Consider the following 17,949-nt stretch of genomic DNA (forward strand, 5'->3'; position numbering starts at 1 on the left):
CTTTTAATGTTATAATCTAAAAGATTTTGTCTATTTAAGACTTTTCAAGCTTGCTTTAATAGTCTCAATTTTAGCAAGTGCATCAGCTTCCTTCTTTCGTTCTGAAGCTACGACTGCATCTGGAGCATTATTTACAAAGCGCTCATTAGACAATTTACCTCTTACCGATTTTAAAAAACCTTCTGTATAATTTAATTCTTCTGTTAGCTTTTTTATTTCTTCTTCGACATTAATAGCTCCAGAAATAGGAATAAAATATTCATTGGATTTTACCCTAAAAGTCAATGCCCCTTCAATTGGCTCATCAACTATTTTTAATTCAGAAATGTTACCCATTTTAGAAATTACTGAATTATATTTTTCATCAAGGCCTTCTTTATTTAAAACAGATAACTCAACACTATCTTTAAATGAAATATTCTTTTCTTTGCGAATCGTTCTAATTCCTGAAATAACTTCTTTAACCATTTCAAAGTCAGAAATCAATTGCTTATTGAAAGCTTCTTTTTCAGGGTATTTTGAGATAATCAATGCTTCTTCTGGCGTTCTTTCGGTCATAAGCTGCCATATTTCTTCGGTTAAAAATGGCATAAACGGATGAAGAACTTTGAGGTTGTTTTCAAATATTTCAACAACACTCTTATGAGTTTTAGAATCTATAGGCTCTTGATATCCTGGTTTTATCATCTCTAATAACCACGAACAGAAATCGTCCCATATTAGCTTATAGGTAGTCATTAAAACATCAGACAAACGGTATTTACTGTAATGATCTTCTATTTCTGAAAGTGCCTTTTGAAACTTAGATTCAAACCACTCAATAGATAATTGTGAAGACTGGGGTTGAGGGATGTCCTTGACCTCCCATCCTTTAACCAATCTAAACGCATTCCAAATTTTATTTGCAAAGGATTTTCCCTGGTTACATAACTCCTCATCGAACATTAAATCATTTCCCGCAGCTGAACTCAAGAGCAAACCAACTCTTACACCATCTGCACCATAAGTATCTATTAATTTTAACGCATCGGGTGAATTACCCAAGGATTTAGACATTTTTCGGCGTTGTTTATCCCTTACCAAACCTGTTAAGTAAACATTTTCGAATGGTCGTTCTCCTTTGTATTCATAACCAGAAACAATCATACGTGCCACCCAAAAGAACAAAATATCGGGCCCTGTTACCAGATCATTAGTTGGGTAGTAATATTTAATATCCTCATTTTCGGGGTTTCTAATACCGTCAAAAACACTCATTGGCCAGAGCCATGATGAAAACCATGTATCTAAAACATCGCTTTCTTGAGTTAAATCGGAAATTTTTAAATCAGCCCTACCTGTTTTTTGAATGGCTAAGTCTAGAGCCTTTTCTGAAGTTTCGGCAACCACAAAGTCCTCTTTACCGTCACCATAGAAATACGCTGGGATTTGCTGACCCCAACGCAATTGACGAGAGATGTTCCAATCACGAATATTCTCCATCCAGTGGCGATACGTATTATTGAAACGCTTTGGGAATAGTTTCACCTCTTCATCCTCAAGGACAGCTTTAATAGCTGGCTTTGCTAGTTCTTCCATCTTTAAGAACCACTGATCACTTAAGCGCGGTTCAATGACGGCCTTAGTACGTTCTGATGTCCCAACATTATGGGTTATATTTTCAGTTTTAACCAAAATGCCTTGCTCGTCTAATTCTTTAGCGACATCCATTCTGGCAGCTACCCTATCTTTTCCTTCGTGATGCAATCCGTAGCTATTTAATGTTCCATCAGGGTTTAATACATCTACAATTTCAAGATTGTGTCTATCCCCGATGTCTTTATCATTAACATCATGTGCAGGTGTTACCTTTAAACATCCAGTTCCGAATTCTACATCTACGTAATCATCCTCAATAATAGGCACTATCCTATTGCAAATTGGAACAATAACCTTTTTGCCTTTTAAATGTTTAAAACGTTCATCGTTAGGGTTTATACAAACCGCTGTATCTCCTAAAATGGTTTCTGGTCTTGTGGTTGCAATCGTCACAAATTCATTCTCTCCTTCAATTTGGTACTTTACATAGTAGAGCTTATCGGTACGTTCTTCATGAATAACCTCTTCATCAGATAGTGTGGTTTGTGCTTCAGGATCCCAGTTTACCATACGATACCCCCTGTAAATCTGACCCTTATTGTACAAATCCACAAAAACTTTGATAACGGACTCAGACATGTCGTCATCCATCGTAAACTTGGTTCTGTCCCAGTCGCAAGAACAGCCTAATTTTTTAAGCTGCTCTAAAATAACACCACCGTATTCATCCGTCCAATCCCAAGCATGCTTTAAAAATTCTTCTCTCGACAAGTCATTTTTGTCAATACCCTGCTCTCTCAATTTAGCGACCACCTTAGCTTCTGTTGCAATGGAGGCATGGTCTGTGCCTGGAACCCAACATGCATTTTTGCCCTGTAAACGTGCACGACGAATCAATACATCCTGAATGGTATTGTTCAACATGTGCCCCATATGAAGTACCCCGGTTACATTTGGTGGGGGAATAACAATAGTATAAGGCTCTCTTTGGTCTGGTTCTGAATGGAAATAATTATGTTTCAGCCAGTAATCATACCATTTACTTTCAACGGTTGAAGCCTTATATTTTGATGGTATTTCCATGTTTGGTATCCTTTTTGCTTAGTAATTGGCAAAAGTACTTATATTTCTTTTTTTTAGGAATAGTTAGGCCATTGTATTATGTATAAAATGTGTGTTTACTGTTAAATAAGATGCAATACAACCGATAAATTTTGCTAAAATTGAAAAAGTAAGTAGCTTTGATTTATAAATTTAAAATGAATATCATGAAAAATTTAGTTGCAATTCTATTTTTAGGCCTATTGAGTTTAGGACTTAATGCTCAGGAGAAAGTAGCAAAAATAGAATTTAAAACAGATGTTATAGATTACGGTACTATTGAAAAGGGTGCCAATGGTGTACGCGTATTTGAATTTACAAATACGGGAAATGCTCCACTAATAATTTCAAGTGTAAAATCTACTTGCGGTTGTACGGTGCCGAAAAAGCCTGAGGGACCTATTATGCCTGGTGAAAAAGGAGAGATTGAGGTAAAATATGATACAAATCGTGTTAACCCAATTAGAAAGACCATTACAGTTGTATCAAACGCTGAAACTCCAACAGTGGCATTAAAAATTAAAGGTCTTGTTGTAGATCCTGATAAGCAAAGTGTTTTAGAGAAAAAACCTAAAAGCAGTGTAGAGCAGTAATATATTTACCATAATAATTTAATCAGAGCCTTCTTTTTGAGGGCTCTTTTTTTTGAATACGTTGTCTAGCTTAAAACGGTAAGTGTAGATTGCCCCGTCCCTATCGACCTTAATGGAAATAGATTTGCCTTCTTTGTCATAAAAATATTTATTGACTTCTTGAAGCGAAAGTGTATGTGTCTCTTTATTGTTAATAGATACGAGTACATCACCAATTTCTAACCCTATTTCTTTTGCATTAGAGGACTCTCTTAACTCAACAATCTGATATGCTGGCATAAGGACATATCTGTAGTTTATAGAAACGTCAATTTTAGTTGCACCATCATTTTCTGAACTATTATATGCATCAAACCCCTTGCTGCTATATCTTTCTCTAACCAACCTTTTACCACTTTGCTCGAGAACAATCCCTGCATTATTATAATAAAATGGAAGTTTGAAGTTACCATTCTTTTTTATGTGGATTTCCTTATTACCATAATCAAAAAAGTAATTAAATCGTTTAAGGATATTACCTGCAACGCTTCCATTCCTTTCCCTATAGTTTCTCGCTATACTTAAAGCAGATGAATCCGGATATGCTACATTAACATTTTCTATTGAAAAATCACCGATTTTAAACTCCTTGAGTTTAGAACGTTTCCCATAAACTGCCCCACTGAGCCCTTTTCCAAGAAAATCCTCAAAATATTGATTTTGTTCATAAATTATGCCTTGAGCTTTATCTTCAAACAACCAAACAGAATCACTACCACCTGTGTCTATTAATAATTTCACTGGACGTAACGAATCACGTATTTGAACTTGAGCATCTAAATATGGTTTGCTTTTATAAAGGTTAATAGGCATTGTCACCCATTTTTTGGATTTCTTTGGTTTAAAATATTGTGGTTTATGCAACCTTATAAACTTAGCTTGATAATTAACCTCTACAATAAAATCTTTAAAAATGTCGTAACCTATAATTCCATGAACTGGCACTCCCAATCTTGGTGTGAAATTTATTGAACTATCGAAAACCACATACACGTCTTGATTAACAGTTATTGCTCTACCTACTTTTAGTGTGTTCTTTCTTGAACGGAGAGCTTCTATTGTTCCATCACCGCCTAACCCTTGAAGATAAATGGTCTGTACATTCTTAATCTTTAATGAGTCCGTATTAACAATATTAAAAAGAATTGGTTTACTTACCCCGGTATCTAGAACAAACGAAAGTTGAACTCCATTGAGTTCTAATGGGATTATCATTAAATTATTAACGAGCTTAAATTTAATTCTTCTGGTTTTTTTGTCAGATAAATTAAAGGAGTTTTGACCAAAGGAACTTTGAGCAAATATGAGAAAACTTAGTAGTATTATACAGTTTAGGTGTATTTTCATTCTATAACATCAACAAAGTAATGTACAAATCTTTAAGTGACACTATAATTTTAAGTCAATTTTTTAAATAAACTTTAAGAATTTTTAGAACTTAGCCCCCTAAACAAAAAACAAAATGCCCAAAATATCTGAGAAAGGACGATTAATGCCCGAATCCCCGATTCGTAAATTGGTGCCATATGCAGAGCAGGCCCATAAAGATGGAAAGGATGTGTTTTATTTAAACATAGGGCAGCCAGACATAAAAACCCCAACTATAGCCATGGATGCTGTTAAAGTTCATTCCTTAGACATCTTGGCATATACACGTTCAGAAGGTTCTGAAAATTACAGAATTAAAATTGCTGATTATTATTCCGAAAATGACATTAATGTTTCTCATGATAATATTATTGTTACAACAGGCGGTAGTGAAGCATTACTTTTTGCCTTTGGTAGTATTATGGATGATGATGACGAAATTATTATCCCTGAACCTTTTTACGCCAACTATAACGGATTTTCTAGAGCATCTGGAGTAAATATAGTGCCTGTTATTTCAAAAATAGATGATAATTTTGCGCTACCTCCAATAGAAGAATTTGAAAAGTTGATTACCGATAAGACAAAAGCGATTCTTATCTGTAACCCAGGAAACCCGACTGGTTATTTATATTCAAAGGAAGAAATTCAAAAATTGGCTGATCTCGTCATTAAGCACGATTTATTTTTAATTGCTGATGAAGTATATAGGGAGTTTGTTTATGATGGCATACAGCACTATTCAATTCTTCAAGAACCTCGATTAGACGACTATGCCATAGTTATCGATTCAGTTTCGAAAAGATACAGTATGTGTGGAGCTCGGATAGGCTACCTCGTTTCAAAAAACAAAACCGTCATAGCAACAGCACTAAAATTTGCGCAGGCACGATTAAGCCCACCAACTTTAGCTCAAATAGCAAGTGAAGCCGCCTTAGCTACCCCTAAAAGTTATTTTGAAGAGGTTAATACCGAATATGTGCAACGTAGAGATGCTTTGATTAAAGCACTTGAAAAAATTGAGGGTGTAAAAGTGGCCAAACCTAACGGAGCATTTTATTGTATAGCAGAGTTACCGATAAAAAATTCGGATGATTTTGCTAAGTGGCTATTAGAAAGCTTTGATTACAACAATCAAACAGTAATGGTTGCACCAGCAGCAGGCTTTTATTCAACTCCTGGTGTTGGATTAAACCAGATACGAATAGCCTATGTTCTAAAGGAAGAAAGCTTACTCAGAGCAGTCAAAATTCTTGAAGAAGCTCTTAAAGTCTATCAAGATTAATGAATGCTACCAAAAATGTTTCGCTAAAACCCTATAATACCTTTGGTATTGATGTATCCTCAAAACAATTTTGTAGTATTTCCACTGTTGAGGAACTTAAGGAAGTCATTTCTACACATCCGAAAGATGAGCTTTTTATACTAGGCGGTGGAAGCAACATTTTACTGACTAGAGATGTTAATGCCTTGGTGCTTCACATTAATATCAAAGGCATTACAATTATTTCAGAAACTGAAAATACCATCACTGTAGAAGTAAGTGCAGGAGAAAATTGGCATGAGTTTGTTTTGTTTTGCATAGACAATAATTATGGTGGAGTTGAAAATCTTTCCTTAATACCAGGAAATGTTGGCACTGCACCAATGCAAAATATTGGCGCCTATGGTGTTGAGCTAAAGGATGTCTTTGAGAGTTGCAAAGCATTAGATATTGCCTCTCTTGAGGAAAAAACATTCAATAAAGAGGATTGTAATTTCGGGTACCGTGAGTCTGTTTTTAAGCGGCAACTAAAATCAAAATACATTCTAACAAGTGTTCGGTTTAGGTTAACAAAAAAAGACCACAAACTTAATGTTGATTATGGTGCTATAAGAGATGAACTCTCAAAAATGAATGTAAATAACCCTACTATTAAGGATATATCTAACGCAGTTATTGCTATTAGACAAAGTAAACTACCCGATCCGAAAGAGATTGGAAATAGTGGAAGCTTTTTCAAAAACCCTGTTGTATCGGTTGAGAAATTTAATCAATTAAAGTCCAATTTTCCTAACATACCAAGTTATAAAATCTCTGACCAAGAAGTTAAGGTTCCTGCAGGTTGGCTTATTGAAACAGCAGGTTTTAAAGGAAAAACTTTTGGTAATTACGGGGTACATAAAAAGCAAGCGCTTGTATTGGTTAATTATGGCGGTGCTGATGGTCAGGATATTTATAATTTAGCGAAATTGATTAAAAAAACGGTTTTTCGACTTTTTAATATTGAGATTGAAACTGAAGTTAATATCCTCTGAAACATCCAAATCATACACTTAATTCGTATTTTTAGCAACTAAAAATAACAACCGCGTAATAAAGCCGTACAAAATCCCTACTAAATTTTGAGCCTTACGACAGAACAACAAATAATAAACTTATTACAGAAGAGCGACAAGCGCGCTCTAAATCTTCTGTATGAAAATTACAGTCACAGTCTTTACGGTGTAATCCTAAAAGTTACCAGAAACGAAGAGGTTGCTGAGGATGCGCTACAGGAAACGTTCATAAAGGTTTGGAAAAACGCCAAAAAATATGATTCAAAAAAGGCTAAACTATTTACGTGGTTATACCGTATAGCACGTAACACTGCAATAGATAAATTAAGAAGTTTCAATAATCGTTTCCATAAGGAAGTCCAAATCGACAAATCCAACGTATATATATTACCAGTCAAAAGTTTAAACCAAGATGTCTTAGACATTAAGGAGCACTTAGGACGGCTAGAGGAAAAATACCAGATTGTGTTAAAGGCATTATTTTTTGAAGGTATGACACAACAAGAAGCAAGTGATGAACTGGAGATTCCTTTAGGAACAATTAAATCAAGATTAAAAATTGGATTACGAGAACTTAAAAAAGTCTACGATCCTTTAAACGCATAGTTATGGAAGAAAAATTACATACATTTTTACAATCCGGTCTACTGGAAAAGTATCTTGTGGGCGACACTTCTATTACAGAGTCTGTAGAAGTTGAACATTACATTGACAGCTACCCTGAGGTCAATGCCGCTTATGAGAAATTGCAAAATAATTTAGAGATAGTAGCTAAGGTGAATGCTGTTGAAGCCCCTTATGGTTCATTGGATAAAATACTTAAAGCCACAGAGGAAGAAACCAAAGTCGTTGCATTAAAGAAGCCAAATAAGACTCCTTGGTATAGCATTGCGGCTAGTGTCGCTGCTTTTGCCTTTGGATTTTACAGCTTTACACTCTATCAAGAAAATAAAGAATTACATTCTGAAAATGATGTTGTTGTTGATGAATTGTTCGATTTGAGAAGTGATATTGAGAAGAACAACTCACAATTAAACGATTTGGCTCTACAGCTACAAAAACTTAACAACCCTGATGCCCAAAAATATGTTTTTAAGGGTAATGAGCGTGCTAAAGATCTAAAAACTGTAGCATACATTAATCCTGTTGAAAAAACGTCTATGATAGATGTTGTGACACTACCTAAGTTGCCAGAAGAGCAATATTACCAAATATGGGCTGAATTTCAGGACAAAATGATTAACCTTGGTATTTTAGATGAAACTGAGCGAAGGCTAAGACCAATACCATACATGGAAGATGCATTAGCCCTCAGTATTACAATTGAGAATAGAAATGGAAATGTACCTGGTATGGATAATGAAGTTGCAGAAATATTACTTAAGAATAAATAATTACAACACTTATACTATAATTGAAAAGCCACTTAGAAAGTGGCTTTTTTTGTGCTTGGACATAATTCATTTAAGTCTATTAAAACTATTATCTTTGTATAAAATTTCAAAACATATAAATGAAACTTTTATTACTCACACTCGGACTTTTAGTATTAGCCTTTGCGGGTATTGCAATTAAAATATGGGCAAAAAAAGATGGTGAATTCGCGGGCACTTGCGCCAGTCAAAATCCTATGCTCAATAAGGAGGGTGAAGCTTGTGGGTTTTGCGGAAAAACTCCTGACCAATTTGAAGACTGTGCAGAACCTCAACACTCATAATTCTAAATGTTATTGTTAACATTTATTTTCTATGGCTTTATAGTCATAGTAGCCCTACAAGTCGCTTATTATGTGACTTTTTTTGTGGCCTTTAATAACCGAACAAATACTGCCAAGCCTAAAAAAAATACTTCCGTTTCTGTAATTATCTGTGCCAAAAATGAAGCAGAGAATTTAAAAAAGAACATAAGCTACATCCTCAATCAAAATCATCCTAATTTCGAAGTTGTTCTAATCAATGACAACTCTTCCGACACTACTTTGGATGTCATTAAATCTATTAAATTAAAACATAAAAATGTAACAATCGTAGATGTGAAGCCGATAGAAAAGTTTTGGGGAAATAAGAAGTATGCATTGACCCTTGGCATAAAAGCTGCCAAGAATAACATTCTTCTTTTTACCGATGCGGACTGTAAACCCAACTCCTTAAATTGGATAACTGAGATGACTAACCATTTCTCAACCCAAAAATCTATTGTTCTTGGTTATAGTGGTTATGAAGAAAAACCGTCTTTTCTCAATAAACTTATCCGTTATGAAACACTTCTAACGGCAGTACAATACCTCTCTTATGCTAAACTAGGCAATCCGTATATGGGAGTTGGCCGTAACTTGGCCTATAGAAAATCTCTTTTTTTAAACAACTCTGGATTTATGAACCACTTAGACATTATGTCTGGTGATGACGATCTTTTTATTAACGAAGTTGCTAATGGCAAAAACACATCCGTTTGTTTCAATTCAGAGAGTTTTACAGTATCAGACCCAAAAGAGACACTTAAGGATTGGATTCTTCAAAAGAGAAGACACATCAGTACATCTAAATTCTATAAACTAAAACACAAAGCTCTATTAGCTACATTTTATTTTACCCAGATAGGGTTTTGGGTATTTTCAGCCTATTTATTATCACAACTCTTTATGTGGCAAATAGTCTTAGGGCTTATTTTAATTAGGTTTTCAATCTATTTTACTACAATCCATTCCGCTACAAAGACTTTTAAAGAAAAAGGGCTCATTTTTTTATCACCCTTCTTAGAAATCTTTCTAATTCTTACGCAATTGTATATATTTATAGCTAATCAGATTTCAAAACCCAAACATTGGAAGTAATAGAAGCTATACGCCTTGCCAAACAAAATAATCAAATAGCATTTAATTTTCTATTAGATACCTTTTGGAACGATGTTTATGGCTTTCAATTAAAACGCACAGAAAATGAAAATGATGCTGAGGATATTACCATTCAAACATTTTCTAGGGCTTTTGATAAAATAGAAACCTATGATGAAAAATACACATTCAAAACTTGGCTGATTACCATTTCAAAAAACTTACATGTTGATTTAATCAGGAAGCATAAATCCTCCATTCAAAGTAAAACCTGGGATGTCGATGAGGAAATTTATGACATAGCCGATGAATCCCCTTCTCCAGAAGACAATATCATCACTGAACAAAACCTTGCTAAGCTCTTAAAGGATATTAAAAAACTGAAACCTCATTATCAAGAAGTTATTCAGTTAAGGTATTTTCAAGAAATGAGTTATAAGGAAATATCCGAAAAACTTAAGGAGCCAATAAACAATGTAAAAGTGAAACTGTTACGAGCAAAAAAACTATTATCTGGTATTATTCTAAAAAGCAATGATCACAATGCTTAAAAAAATAGGCCCTGGGTTGATTTTTGCAGGTGCTGCGATTGGTGTATCTCATCTTGTACAATCAACTAGAGCTGGTGCTGGGTTCGGGTTTGGATTGCTTTGGGCACTGCTGTTAGTTAATCTCTTTAAGTATCCTTTTTTTCAGTTTGGCCCACGATATGCGATGGCTACTGGAGAAAGCTTGGTAGATGGTTACCAAAGAATGGGTAAATGGGTATTGATTGCCTATTTTATCCTAACATTTGCCACAATGTTTACCATTCAGACTGCTGTGACTATTGTTACAGCAAGTTTAGCCAATAACCTTATCGGAGAAATTAGTCCTCTTACAATTGGGGGTTTAACAGTTTCTAGTATTCAATTATGGACACTCCTCATTCTAGCGATTTGCTCAACGATTCTTATCATCGGAAAATATAAGGTATTGGACGTTTTAATGAAAATCATCATTATAACGCTAACCATAAGCACTATTGTTGCAGTTATCACCTCTTTCAGCGAGAATCAGAATCCCATATCAATGCTTCAAATTTTTCCTGAAGAAAATAGTTGGGTGTTTTTAATTGCTTTTATGGGCTGGATGCCAGCTCCCTTGGATATATCGATATGGCATTCTCTTTGGGCTTTGGAAAAAAGCAAGAACAAAAAAGAGTTTAAAACAAAATCCTCATTGTTCGATTTTAATATCGGATACATAACAACCATTTTTTTAGGTATCGGTTTTTTATCCCTTGGAGCACTTGTTATGTATAATTCTGGCGAAACATTAAGCACTAATGCGAGTGAATTTTCAGCGCAGCTCATTAGCATGTACACTAATAGTTTGGGTGAATGGTCTTATGTTGTCATAGGCGCAGCAGCTTTTACGACCATGTTCAGCACTACCCTTACAACTCTTGACGGCTCACCAAGAGTTATGGAACGCACCACAACATTACTTTTTAAGACGAAAAAGAAAAAGAGCTATTTATTCTGGCTATTTACTCTGTTTTTTGGATCTATGCTAATCTTTTTCTTTTTAAGTGCAGAATTAGGAAGCTTAGTAAAGTTTGCAACCGTTCTATCATTCTTAACAGCTCCGTTCTATGCCATTATAAATTATAGACTAATGTCTTCAAAAAGAATCCCTAAAGAGTGGCAGCCAAGTCAATTTTTACACCTTTTATGCTGGTTAGGCATTATATTTCTTATAGGTTTTAGCCTATGGTATCTTACCATTCTTTAACACCCTATTAATTATTAAGTTCCTATCTTTGTAGCCGAAATTTCTAATTAATGGAAACAGCAACAGCTTCAAATACTTTACCAGAACGCAAACCAAAATGGCTACGTGTAAAACTGCCTACCGGCAAGAAGTACACAGAACTTAGAGGGCTTGTTGATAAGTACAATCTTAATACTATATGTACGTCAGGAAGCTGCCCTAATATGGGTGAATGTTGGGGAGAAGGTACTGCTACTTTTATGATTCTAGGAAACATCTGTACCAGATCTTGTGGATTCTGTGGGGTAAAAACTGGAAGACCAGAAACTGTAGATTGGGATGAACCTGAAAAAGTAGCGCGATCCATTAAAATAATGCAGATTAAGCATGCCGTTTTAACGAGTGTTGATAGAGATGACCTAAAGGATATGGGAAGCATTATGTGGGCTGAGACGGTTAAAGCCGTACGTCGTATGAACCCGACTACAACCCTTGAAACCTTGATTCCAGATTTTCAAGGTGTCGAAAAGCACATTGACCGCGTTATAGATGTAGCTCCAGAAGTTGTATCTCATAACATCGAAACAGTTAGACGATTAACTAGAGAGGTACGCATACAGGCTAAATACGATAGAAGTATGGGCGTTTTAAAATATCTAAAGGATCAAGGGCAAAGACGAACAAAATCAGGAATTATGCTTGGTTTGGGTGAACAACGGGAAGAAGTTATTGAAACCTTACATGATTTAAGAGCTCAGGATGTGGATGTTGTAACTATTGGCCAGTATCTTCAACCAAGTAAAAAACACCTTCCGGTAAAACAGTTTATCACTCCAGATCAATTTGAAGAGTATAAAGAAATTGGTTTGGACCTTGGGTTTAGACATGTAGAAAGTAGTGCCCTAGTAAGATCTTCTTACAAAGCTCAAAAGCACATTAACTAATGATTAGGGTTGCCATCAATGGGTTTGGCCGTATTGGTAGACGAGTATTTAGACTAGCTCTTAAACATCCTAATATTAAGATTGTAGCTATAAATGACACTGCAGATGCAAAAACCCTGAGTCATCTCTTAAAATACGATAGTATTCATGGTGTTCTTTCCCAGGATGTAAGTCACTCTGAAAGTGCAATTATCATTAATTCTGATACTTTTCCACTTCTTAACGAAAAGGATATTACTAAAATTGACTGGGAACAATATCAACCAGACTTTGTGGTTGAAGCGACAGGGAAATTCAAAACTCATGGAGAAATAGAATATCATATCAAAAATGGGGCTAAGCGTGTTGTTCTGTCCGTTCCACCAATAGAAGATGATATAGAAACAGTTGTACTAGGAGTAAACGAATTAACTTTAAGTGGTACAGAAACTATAATTTCCAATGCCTCTTGCACCACAAATAACGCTGCTCCAATGATTGCCATTATGGACAAACATTTTGGGGTTGAACAAGCTTATATTACCACGGTACATTCCTACACTTCTGATCAAAGCCTTCACGATCAACCACATCGGGATCTTAGAAGGGCTAGAGCTGCTGGGCAATCGATTGTGCCAACAACTACTGGAGCCGCAAAGGCGCTGACTAAAATTTTCCCTCATTTATCTAACGTAATTGGCGGTTGTGGCATTAGAGTACCTGTAGCCAATGGATCTTTAACAGATATTACCTTTAATGTTAAGAAAACCACTACTATTGAGGAAGTCAATTCAATTTTCAGAAAAGCTTCAGAAACCTATTTAAAAGGTATACTTCAATATACCGAAGACCCGATCGTTTCTATTGATATTGTAGGAAATCCACATTCTTGCATCTTTGATTCACAAATGACATCCGTTATTGGAAACATGGTGAAAATCATTGGTTGGTACGATAATGAAACGGGCTATTCCAGTAGAATTTTAGATTTAATTTGCAATTTATCGGATAAAAACAGCTTTTTATCGAATAAATAATTATATTTGTTTTTATAAATTACGCTTAGATGTCCCCAATCAAACGCTGCATATATGCTGTTTTAATACTTCTTAGCTCTTTATCCATGGCACAAAACAGTACCAATCAGGATAAAGAGGAGCTTGCTTTTGAGCTTTCAAATCTTATGGAACTTGCTAAGATTGAAAGTGATCGCGGTGATTACTACAATGCAAAGGATCATCTCGAAACAGCAAAAGATATAGCTAAATCCATTGATGACCGTAAAAATGAAGGCTTAATTTATACCAAATTAGCCAAACTCCATTTTTTTATTGATGAACCAGATAATGCACTGTTATCATTAACTAGAGCTGCACAGATACAAAGAGATATTAAAGATTATGCAAATTTAGCTCTTACTCATAATATTCAAGGGTATTTACACAGCAGTCGTGGTGAATATGTTACAGCTTTAGATTATTTTAAATCTGCAACAACGCATTTTGAAGAAAATGACTTGGAACAATACATCTCTGAAGTGGCTCTAAATGAAGCTCGCGTCTATTGTAAACAGAATAACTACACCGCTTCTAAGGAGAAATTAGAAAGAGCAATAGTCATATCAAAAAAATATGATCAAAAACGAATTTTGAGTAATGCTCTGATCTTAAATGCAAGAGTTTCTGCTGAACTGAACAACACGGACTTAGGGTTAACTCAGGCCCAAGAAGGTTTAGGCATAGCAATTTCCATAGATAATCAAGAAGCTGTAAATGATGCGTATCTAACACTTAGCTCCATCTATCAAAAACAGGAAAATTTCAAAGAAGCCAATTTATATTTGAACAAGCACATTCAACTATCAGATTCTTTACTTAACATTCAGAGAGAAAATTTAACACCCGAAATGCGGGCACAAAATCAGCATTTATACGCCTACAAAAATGCAGAAAATAAAGATTTGAAACAACAAATTGATGAAGCTGATGCTGATAGTAATTTAGCAAGGATTACTACGATATTAAGTATTTCGTTAATTACAATTCTGTCTTTACTGACACTTTCATTGTACAAGAACAATAACATTCGTCTGCGCACTAATAATATGCTTCAAAAAAAGAACGATGAACTTATTGTAGCAAAGGAAAAAGCAGAATTAGCTTCAAAAACAAAAGCAAATTTCTTGTCTACAGTTACCCATGAGCTAAGAACACCGCTATATGCAGTTACTGGGTTAACGAATATGCTTTTAGAGGAAAAGCCAAAGGAGAATCAAATTCCACATTTAAAATCTTTAAAGTTTTCGGGTGATTATTTGTTGACATTTATAAATGACATCCTTCAAATCAATAAAATTGAAGCAAATAAAGTAGAGCTAGACCCAGAGCAATTCAATTTAAAGAATAAAATAGATAATGTTGTTGCTGCTCTTAGCAACTCAGCCGCAGATAACAATACAAAAATTCATACAGATTATGATAAATCAATCCCCGAAACCTACCTTGGGGATCAATTAAAAATTTCCCAAATCTTAATTAACCTTTTAGGTAATGCTATTAAATTTACTAAAGACGGAGACATCTGGATACGCGTATTTAAAATCTCACAAAAAGGAGATAAATACCGTATTAAATTTGAAATTGAAGATAACGGAATCGGAATTTCAAAAGAAAAGCAAGAGAACATGTTCGACAGTTTTTCTCAAGGCTCTGTTCAAATAAATCGTAAATACGGTGGTACAGGGTTAGGTCTTTCAATTGTTAAAGGGCTAATTCAGATACTAAAAGGAGAAGTTGGACTTAAAAGTGAACTTGGACAAGGAACCACGTTCTATTTTGAGTTACCACTGACCTACTCAGAACCAAAGGTTGAAAAACCAGTAGTTAGCGAACACACTAAAAACTTTAAGAAATTGGATTTAAGTAGTATTAAGATTTTAGTTGTAGAGGACAACAAAATCAATCAGATGATTACCAAAAAGATTCTCAACAAAATGGGATTACACTGTGATGTTGTAGATAATGGTGAAGATGCCGTTGAAAAAGTTAAAAACACAGAATACAGTGTTATTTTAATGGATATTCACATGCCTGGTATTAGTGGATTAGAGGCAACTAAACGTATTAGAGCTTTTGACAAGGAAATAACCATTTTTGCTTTGACTGCTGTGACACTTGAAGATAAGATGCACGAATTCGACGAAGCTGGCTTTGATGATATAATCTCAAAACCTTTTAAACAAGAAGACTTTGAGAAAAAATTATATGAAGCTCTGTCTGGTGAGAATTCAGCAACCGTATTACCTATTAATTCTTGAAAAAATTAATTTTCTAAATTCTTCTTCCCTGTCTATTGAAAATTTAATTGGCAAATAATACAGCTTGTTTTTAAGCCCCTCTTTGTTTTCCAAACGGACATAGTCCTTTTCTGTTGTTATAATCAACTCCTTCGATTCTAATTCTTCTATATCCGAATCCTCAAACTGATAATGGTCATCGTACTTAATATGTTCAAAATCTAAATTCATGGATTTAAGATACTCTACTAATGGTTTTGGATTAGCAACCCCTGTAACTAACGTAAAATATCCCACCAACCTTAATTCTAATTGAGAAGAGTTAGAAAATATAATATCCGAATACACTATACTGCTAAAAAATAAAGATTGGTATCCCTTTGGTTTAATACTATTTTTTAAACGGTTTTTTTCATCATCTTTAAGGTTACCAGGACATTTTGTTACAACAATGATATCCGCACGTTTAGCGCCAGATCTTGGTTCCCTTAAATTACCCGTTGGCAATACAAAATCACTTGTATATAAGTTATTATATGCCGTTAGTAAAATGTTTAATCCTGCTTTTACTTTTCTATGTTGAAAAGCATCGTCCAACAAAATGACATCAGGCTTTGGTGTGTTATCAATCAGGCATTGAATACCATGTTGCCGGTTTTCATCAACAGCTACAGTAACTTGAGGAAATTTTTTATAAAACTGAAAAGGTTCATCTCCAATACTTTGGGCTGATGCATTTTCATCCGCCAATACAAAACCAGTAGTACTTCTTTTATAGCCCCTACTTAAGGTTGCCATCTTACATTCTGATTTTAATAAACCTATTAAATATTCTATCATCGGGGTTTTTCCTGTACCTCCGGTACTTAAATTACCAACACATACCACAGGGAAATCGTAGGACTTAGAAGATTTAAGCCCATAGTCATACAACTTATTACGCAACCATGTTACCACAAAGTAGATTGGCACGATAGGAAACAAAAGGATTCTTACAACTTTCACAATAACGAAAGTAATATATATCTTTGGAACAAACACAGAATTTATGGTTGTACAAGACGTTATTGAGCATTTACAAGATCTAGCTCCATTAAGCTATGCTGAGGATTTTGACAATGTGGGGCTTTTGGTTGGCAATAAAAATCAGGAGGTTTCAGGTATATTGATAACCTTAGATACTATCGAAGCAGTTGTGGATGAAGCTATTGAAAAAAATTGCAATCTCATTGTCAGCTTTCATCCAATTATTTTTAAGGGTTTAAAAAAATTGACTGGCAAAACCTATGTTGAACGTGTTGTAATTAAAGCCATTCAGAATGATATCAGTATTTATGCAATTCATACCGCTTTGGATAACGCCTTCACTGGTGTAAACTCTATCATTTGTGATAAGCTTGGGCTAAAAAATAAGCGTATTCTTATACCTCAGGAAAGCACCATAAAAAAACTGACCACTTTTGTACCCAAAACTCATGCTGAAAAATTAAGAATTGTATTATTTGAAGCTGGTGGTGGCAATATTGGCAACTACAGTAACTGTAGCTTTAATGTCGAGGGTATCGGTACATTCAAAGGAAACGAGGATTCAAATCCTGTCATTGGCAATAAGGGTGAACTCCAAGAAGAAAACGAAATTAAAATAGGCATTACGTTTCAAAAACATCTCGAGTCAAAATTGCTGAAAACCTTGTTCGAAAATCATCCCTACGAAGAGGTTGCTTATGAAATAACGACATTAAACAACAAAAATCAACATATTGGCTTGGGCATGTATGGAGAATTACCAGAGTCCATAGATACTAAAACTTTTCTCGAAGGTGCGAAGTCTAAAATGAATGCTTCAATTATAAGACATTCAACTTTAGTAAAAGATTCTATTAAAAAGGTGGCTGTTCTTGGTGGTTCTGGAGCATTTGCTATCGGAGCTGCAAAAGCAGCTGGGGCAGATATTCTCATCACGGCAGACCTAAAATACCACGAGTTTTTTTCAGCCGAAAATGATATCATTGTAGCGGACATTGGACATTATGAAAGTGAACAGTTCACAAAATCGTTTTTAGTAGACTATCTCTCAAAAAAAATTACTAATTTTGCAGTCATTTTATCAAACACAAATACAAATCCGGTAAAGTATTTATAATT

At 34.8% G+C, this 17,949-nt stretch carries 16 protein-coding genes; 13 read left to right on the forward strand and 3 right to left on the reverse strand.

The genetic code is table 11. From position 1 onward, the window contains the following. Positions 1-30: 30 nt before the first annotated feature. The gene (locus ACFEMA_RS09315; protein ID WP_411767873.1) at positions 31-2,661 is read right to left on the reverse strand and encodes a valine--tRNA ligase; all 2,631 of its coding nucleotides are present in this window, start codon (positions 2,659-2,661) and stop codon (positions 31-33) included. Between the two features lie 185 nt (positions 2,662-2,846). Here ACFEMA_RS09315 and ACFEMA_RS09320 point away from each other — a divergent pair, with 185 nt between their 5' ends. Next, positions 2,847-3,272 carry a DUF1573 domain-containing protein gene (locus ACFEMA_RS09320; RefSeq protein ID WP_411767874.1) on the forward strand — a complete coding sequence of 142 codons (426 nt, stop codon included), beginning with the start codon at positions 2,847-2,849 and terminating at the stop codon, positions 3,270-3,272. A gap of 18 nt (positions 3,273-3,290) precedes the next feature. Here ACFEMA_RS09320 and ACFEMA_RS09325 read toward each other — a convergent pair whose 3' ends face one another. Then, on the reverse strand, positions 3,291-4,526 hold the full coding sequence (locus ACFEMA_RS09325; protein ID WP_411767875.1) for an aspartyl protease family protein: 1,236 nt from the start codon (positions 4,524-4,526) through the stop codon (positions 3,291-3,293). Positions 4,527-4,773: 247 nt separating this feature from the next. On the opposite strand from ACFEMA_RS09325, the gene ACFEMA_RS09330 reads away from it, so the two are divergent. The 11 genes from ACFEMA_RS09330 to ACFEMA_RS09380 all read left to right on the forward strand — a co-directional run bounded on the left by ACFEMA_RS09330 (position 4,774) and on the right by ACFEMA_RS09380 (position 15,825). Further along, positions 4,774-5,964 carry a pyridoxal phosphate-dependent aminotransferase gene (locus ACFEMA_RS09330; protein WP_411767876.1) on the forward strand — a complete coding sequence of 397 codons (1,191 nt, stop codon included), beginning with the start codon at positions 4,774-4,776 and terminating at the stop codon, positions 5,962-5,964. After that, positions 5,964-6,977, forward strand: a complete 1,014-nt coding sequence (gene murB / locus ACFEMA_RS09335) for a UDP-N-acetylmuramate dehydrogenase (protein WP_411767877.1) — start codon at positions 5,964-5,966, stop codon at positions 6,975-6,977. Before ACFEMA_RS09330 ends, murB begins: the two co-directional genes overlap by 1 nt. Before the next feature lie 87 nt (positions 6,978-7,064). Next, positions 7,065-7,604 carry an RNA polymerase sigma factor gene (locus tag ACFEMA_RS09340; protein WP_411767878.1) on the forward strand — a complete coding sequence of 180 codons (540 nt, stop codon included), beginning with the start codon at positions 7,065-7,067 and terminating at the stop codon, positions 7,602-7,604. A 2-nt stretch (positions 7,605-7,606) separates the two neighbouring features. Then, positions 7,607-8,392: an anti-sigma factor domain-containing protein gene (locus tag ACFEMA_RS09345; protein ID WP_411767879.1), complete on the forward strand. Its 786-nt coding sequence runs from the start codon at positions 7,607-7,609 to the stop codon at positions 8,390-8,392. A 119-nt stretch (positions 8,393-8,511) separates the two neighbouring features. Continuing rightward, entirely contained in the window at positions 8,512-8,715 is a 204-nt protein-coding gene (locus ACFEMA_RS09350; RefSeq protein ID WP_411767880.1) for a membrane or secreted protein, read from the forward strand. A gap of 6 nt (positions 8,716-8,721) precedes the next feature. Then, positions 8,722-9,831, forward strand: a complete 1,110-nt coding sequence (locus ACFEMA_RS09355) for a glycosyltransferase (RefSeq protein ID WP_411767881.1) — start codon at positions 8,722-8,724, stop codon at positions 9,829-9,831. After that, positions 9,822-10,382 carry an RNA polymerase sigma factor gene (locus ACFEMA_RS09360; RefSeq protein ID WP_411767882.1) on the forward strand — a complete coding sequence of 187 codons (561 nt, stop codon included), beginning with the start codon at positions 9,822-9,824 and terminating at the stop codon, positions 10,380-10,382. Before ACFEMA_RS09355 ends, ACFEMA_RS09360 begins: the two co-directional genes overlap by 10 nt. Continuing rightward, positions 10,366-11,607 carry an NRAMP family divalent metal transporter gene (locus ACFEMA_RS09365; protein WP_411767883.1) on the forward strand — a complete coding sequence of 414 codons (1,242 nt, stop codon included), beginning with the start codon at positions 10,366-10,368 and terminating at the stop codon, positions 11,605-11,607. The genes ACFEMA_RS09360 and ACFEMA_RS09365 overlap by 17 nt, the downstream gene beginning before the upstream one ends. A gap of 50 nt (positions 11,608-11,657) precedes the next feature. Beyond that, positions 11,658-12,530 carry a lipoyl synthase gene (gene lipA / locus ACFEMA_RS09370; RefSeq protein WP_411767884.1) on the forward strand — a complete coding sequence of 291 codons (873 nt, stop codon included), beginning with the start codon at positions 11,658-11,660 and terminating at the stop codon, positions 12,528-12,530. After that, complete coding sequence (gene gap / locus ACFEMA_RS09375) at positions 12,530-13,546, forward strand: type I glyceraldehyde-3-phosphate dehydrogenase (protein WP_411767885.1); 1,017 nt, start codon at positions 12,530-12,532, stop codon at positions 13,544-13,546. Before lipA ends, gap begins: the two co-directional genes overlap by 1 nt. 29 nt (positions 13,547-13,575) lie before the next feature. After that, positions 13,576-15,825 (forward strand): ATP-binding protein, encoded by a 2,250-nt coding sequence (locus tag ACFEMA_RS09380; protein ID WP_411767886.1) that lies wholly within the window; start codon positions 13,576-13,578, stop codon positions 15,823-15,825. Here ACFEMA_RS09380 and lpxK read toward each other — a convergent pair. Then, positions 15,808-16,809, reverse strand: coding sequence for a tetraacyldisaccharide 4'-kinase (gene lpxK, locus ACFEMA_RS09385; protein ID WP_411767887.1), 1,002 nt, complete (start codon positions 16,807-16,809; stop codon positions 15,808-15,810). The two genes, ACFEMA_RS09380 and lpxK, sit on opposite strands and share 18 nt — an antisense overlap. Before the next feature lie 43 nt (positions 16,810-16,852). Here lpxK and ACFEMA_RS09390 point away from each other — a divergent pair, with 43 nt between their 5' ends. Beyond that, positions 16,853-17,947 carry a Nif3-like dinuclear metal center hexameric protein gene (locus ACFEMA_RS09390; protein ID WP_411767888.1) on the forward strand — a complete coding sequence of 365 codons (1,095 nt, stop codon included), beginning with the start codon at positions 16,853-16,855 and terminating at the stop codon, positions 17,945-17,947. Positions 17,948-17,949: the final 2 nt, after the last annotated feature.

Source organism: Winogradskyella sp. A3E31, from assembly GCF_046720935.1.
Lineage (GTDB): Bacteria > Bacteroidota > Bacteroidia > Flavobacteriales > Flavobacteriaceae > Winogradskyella.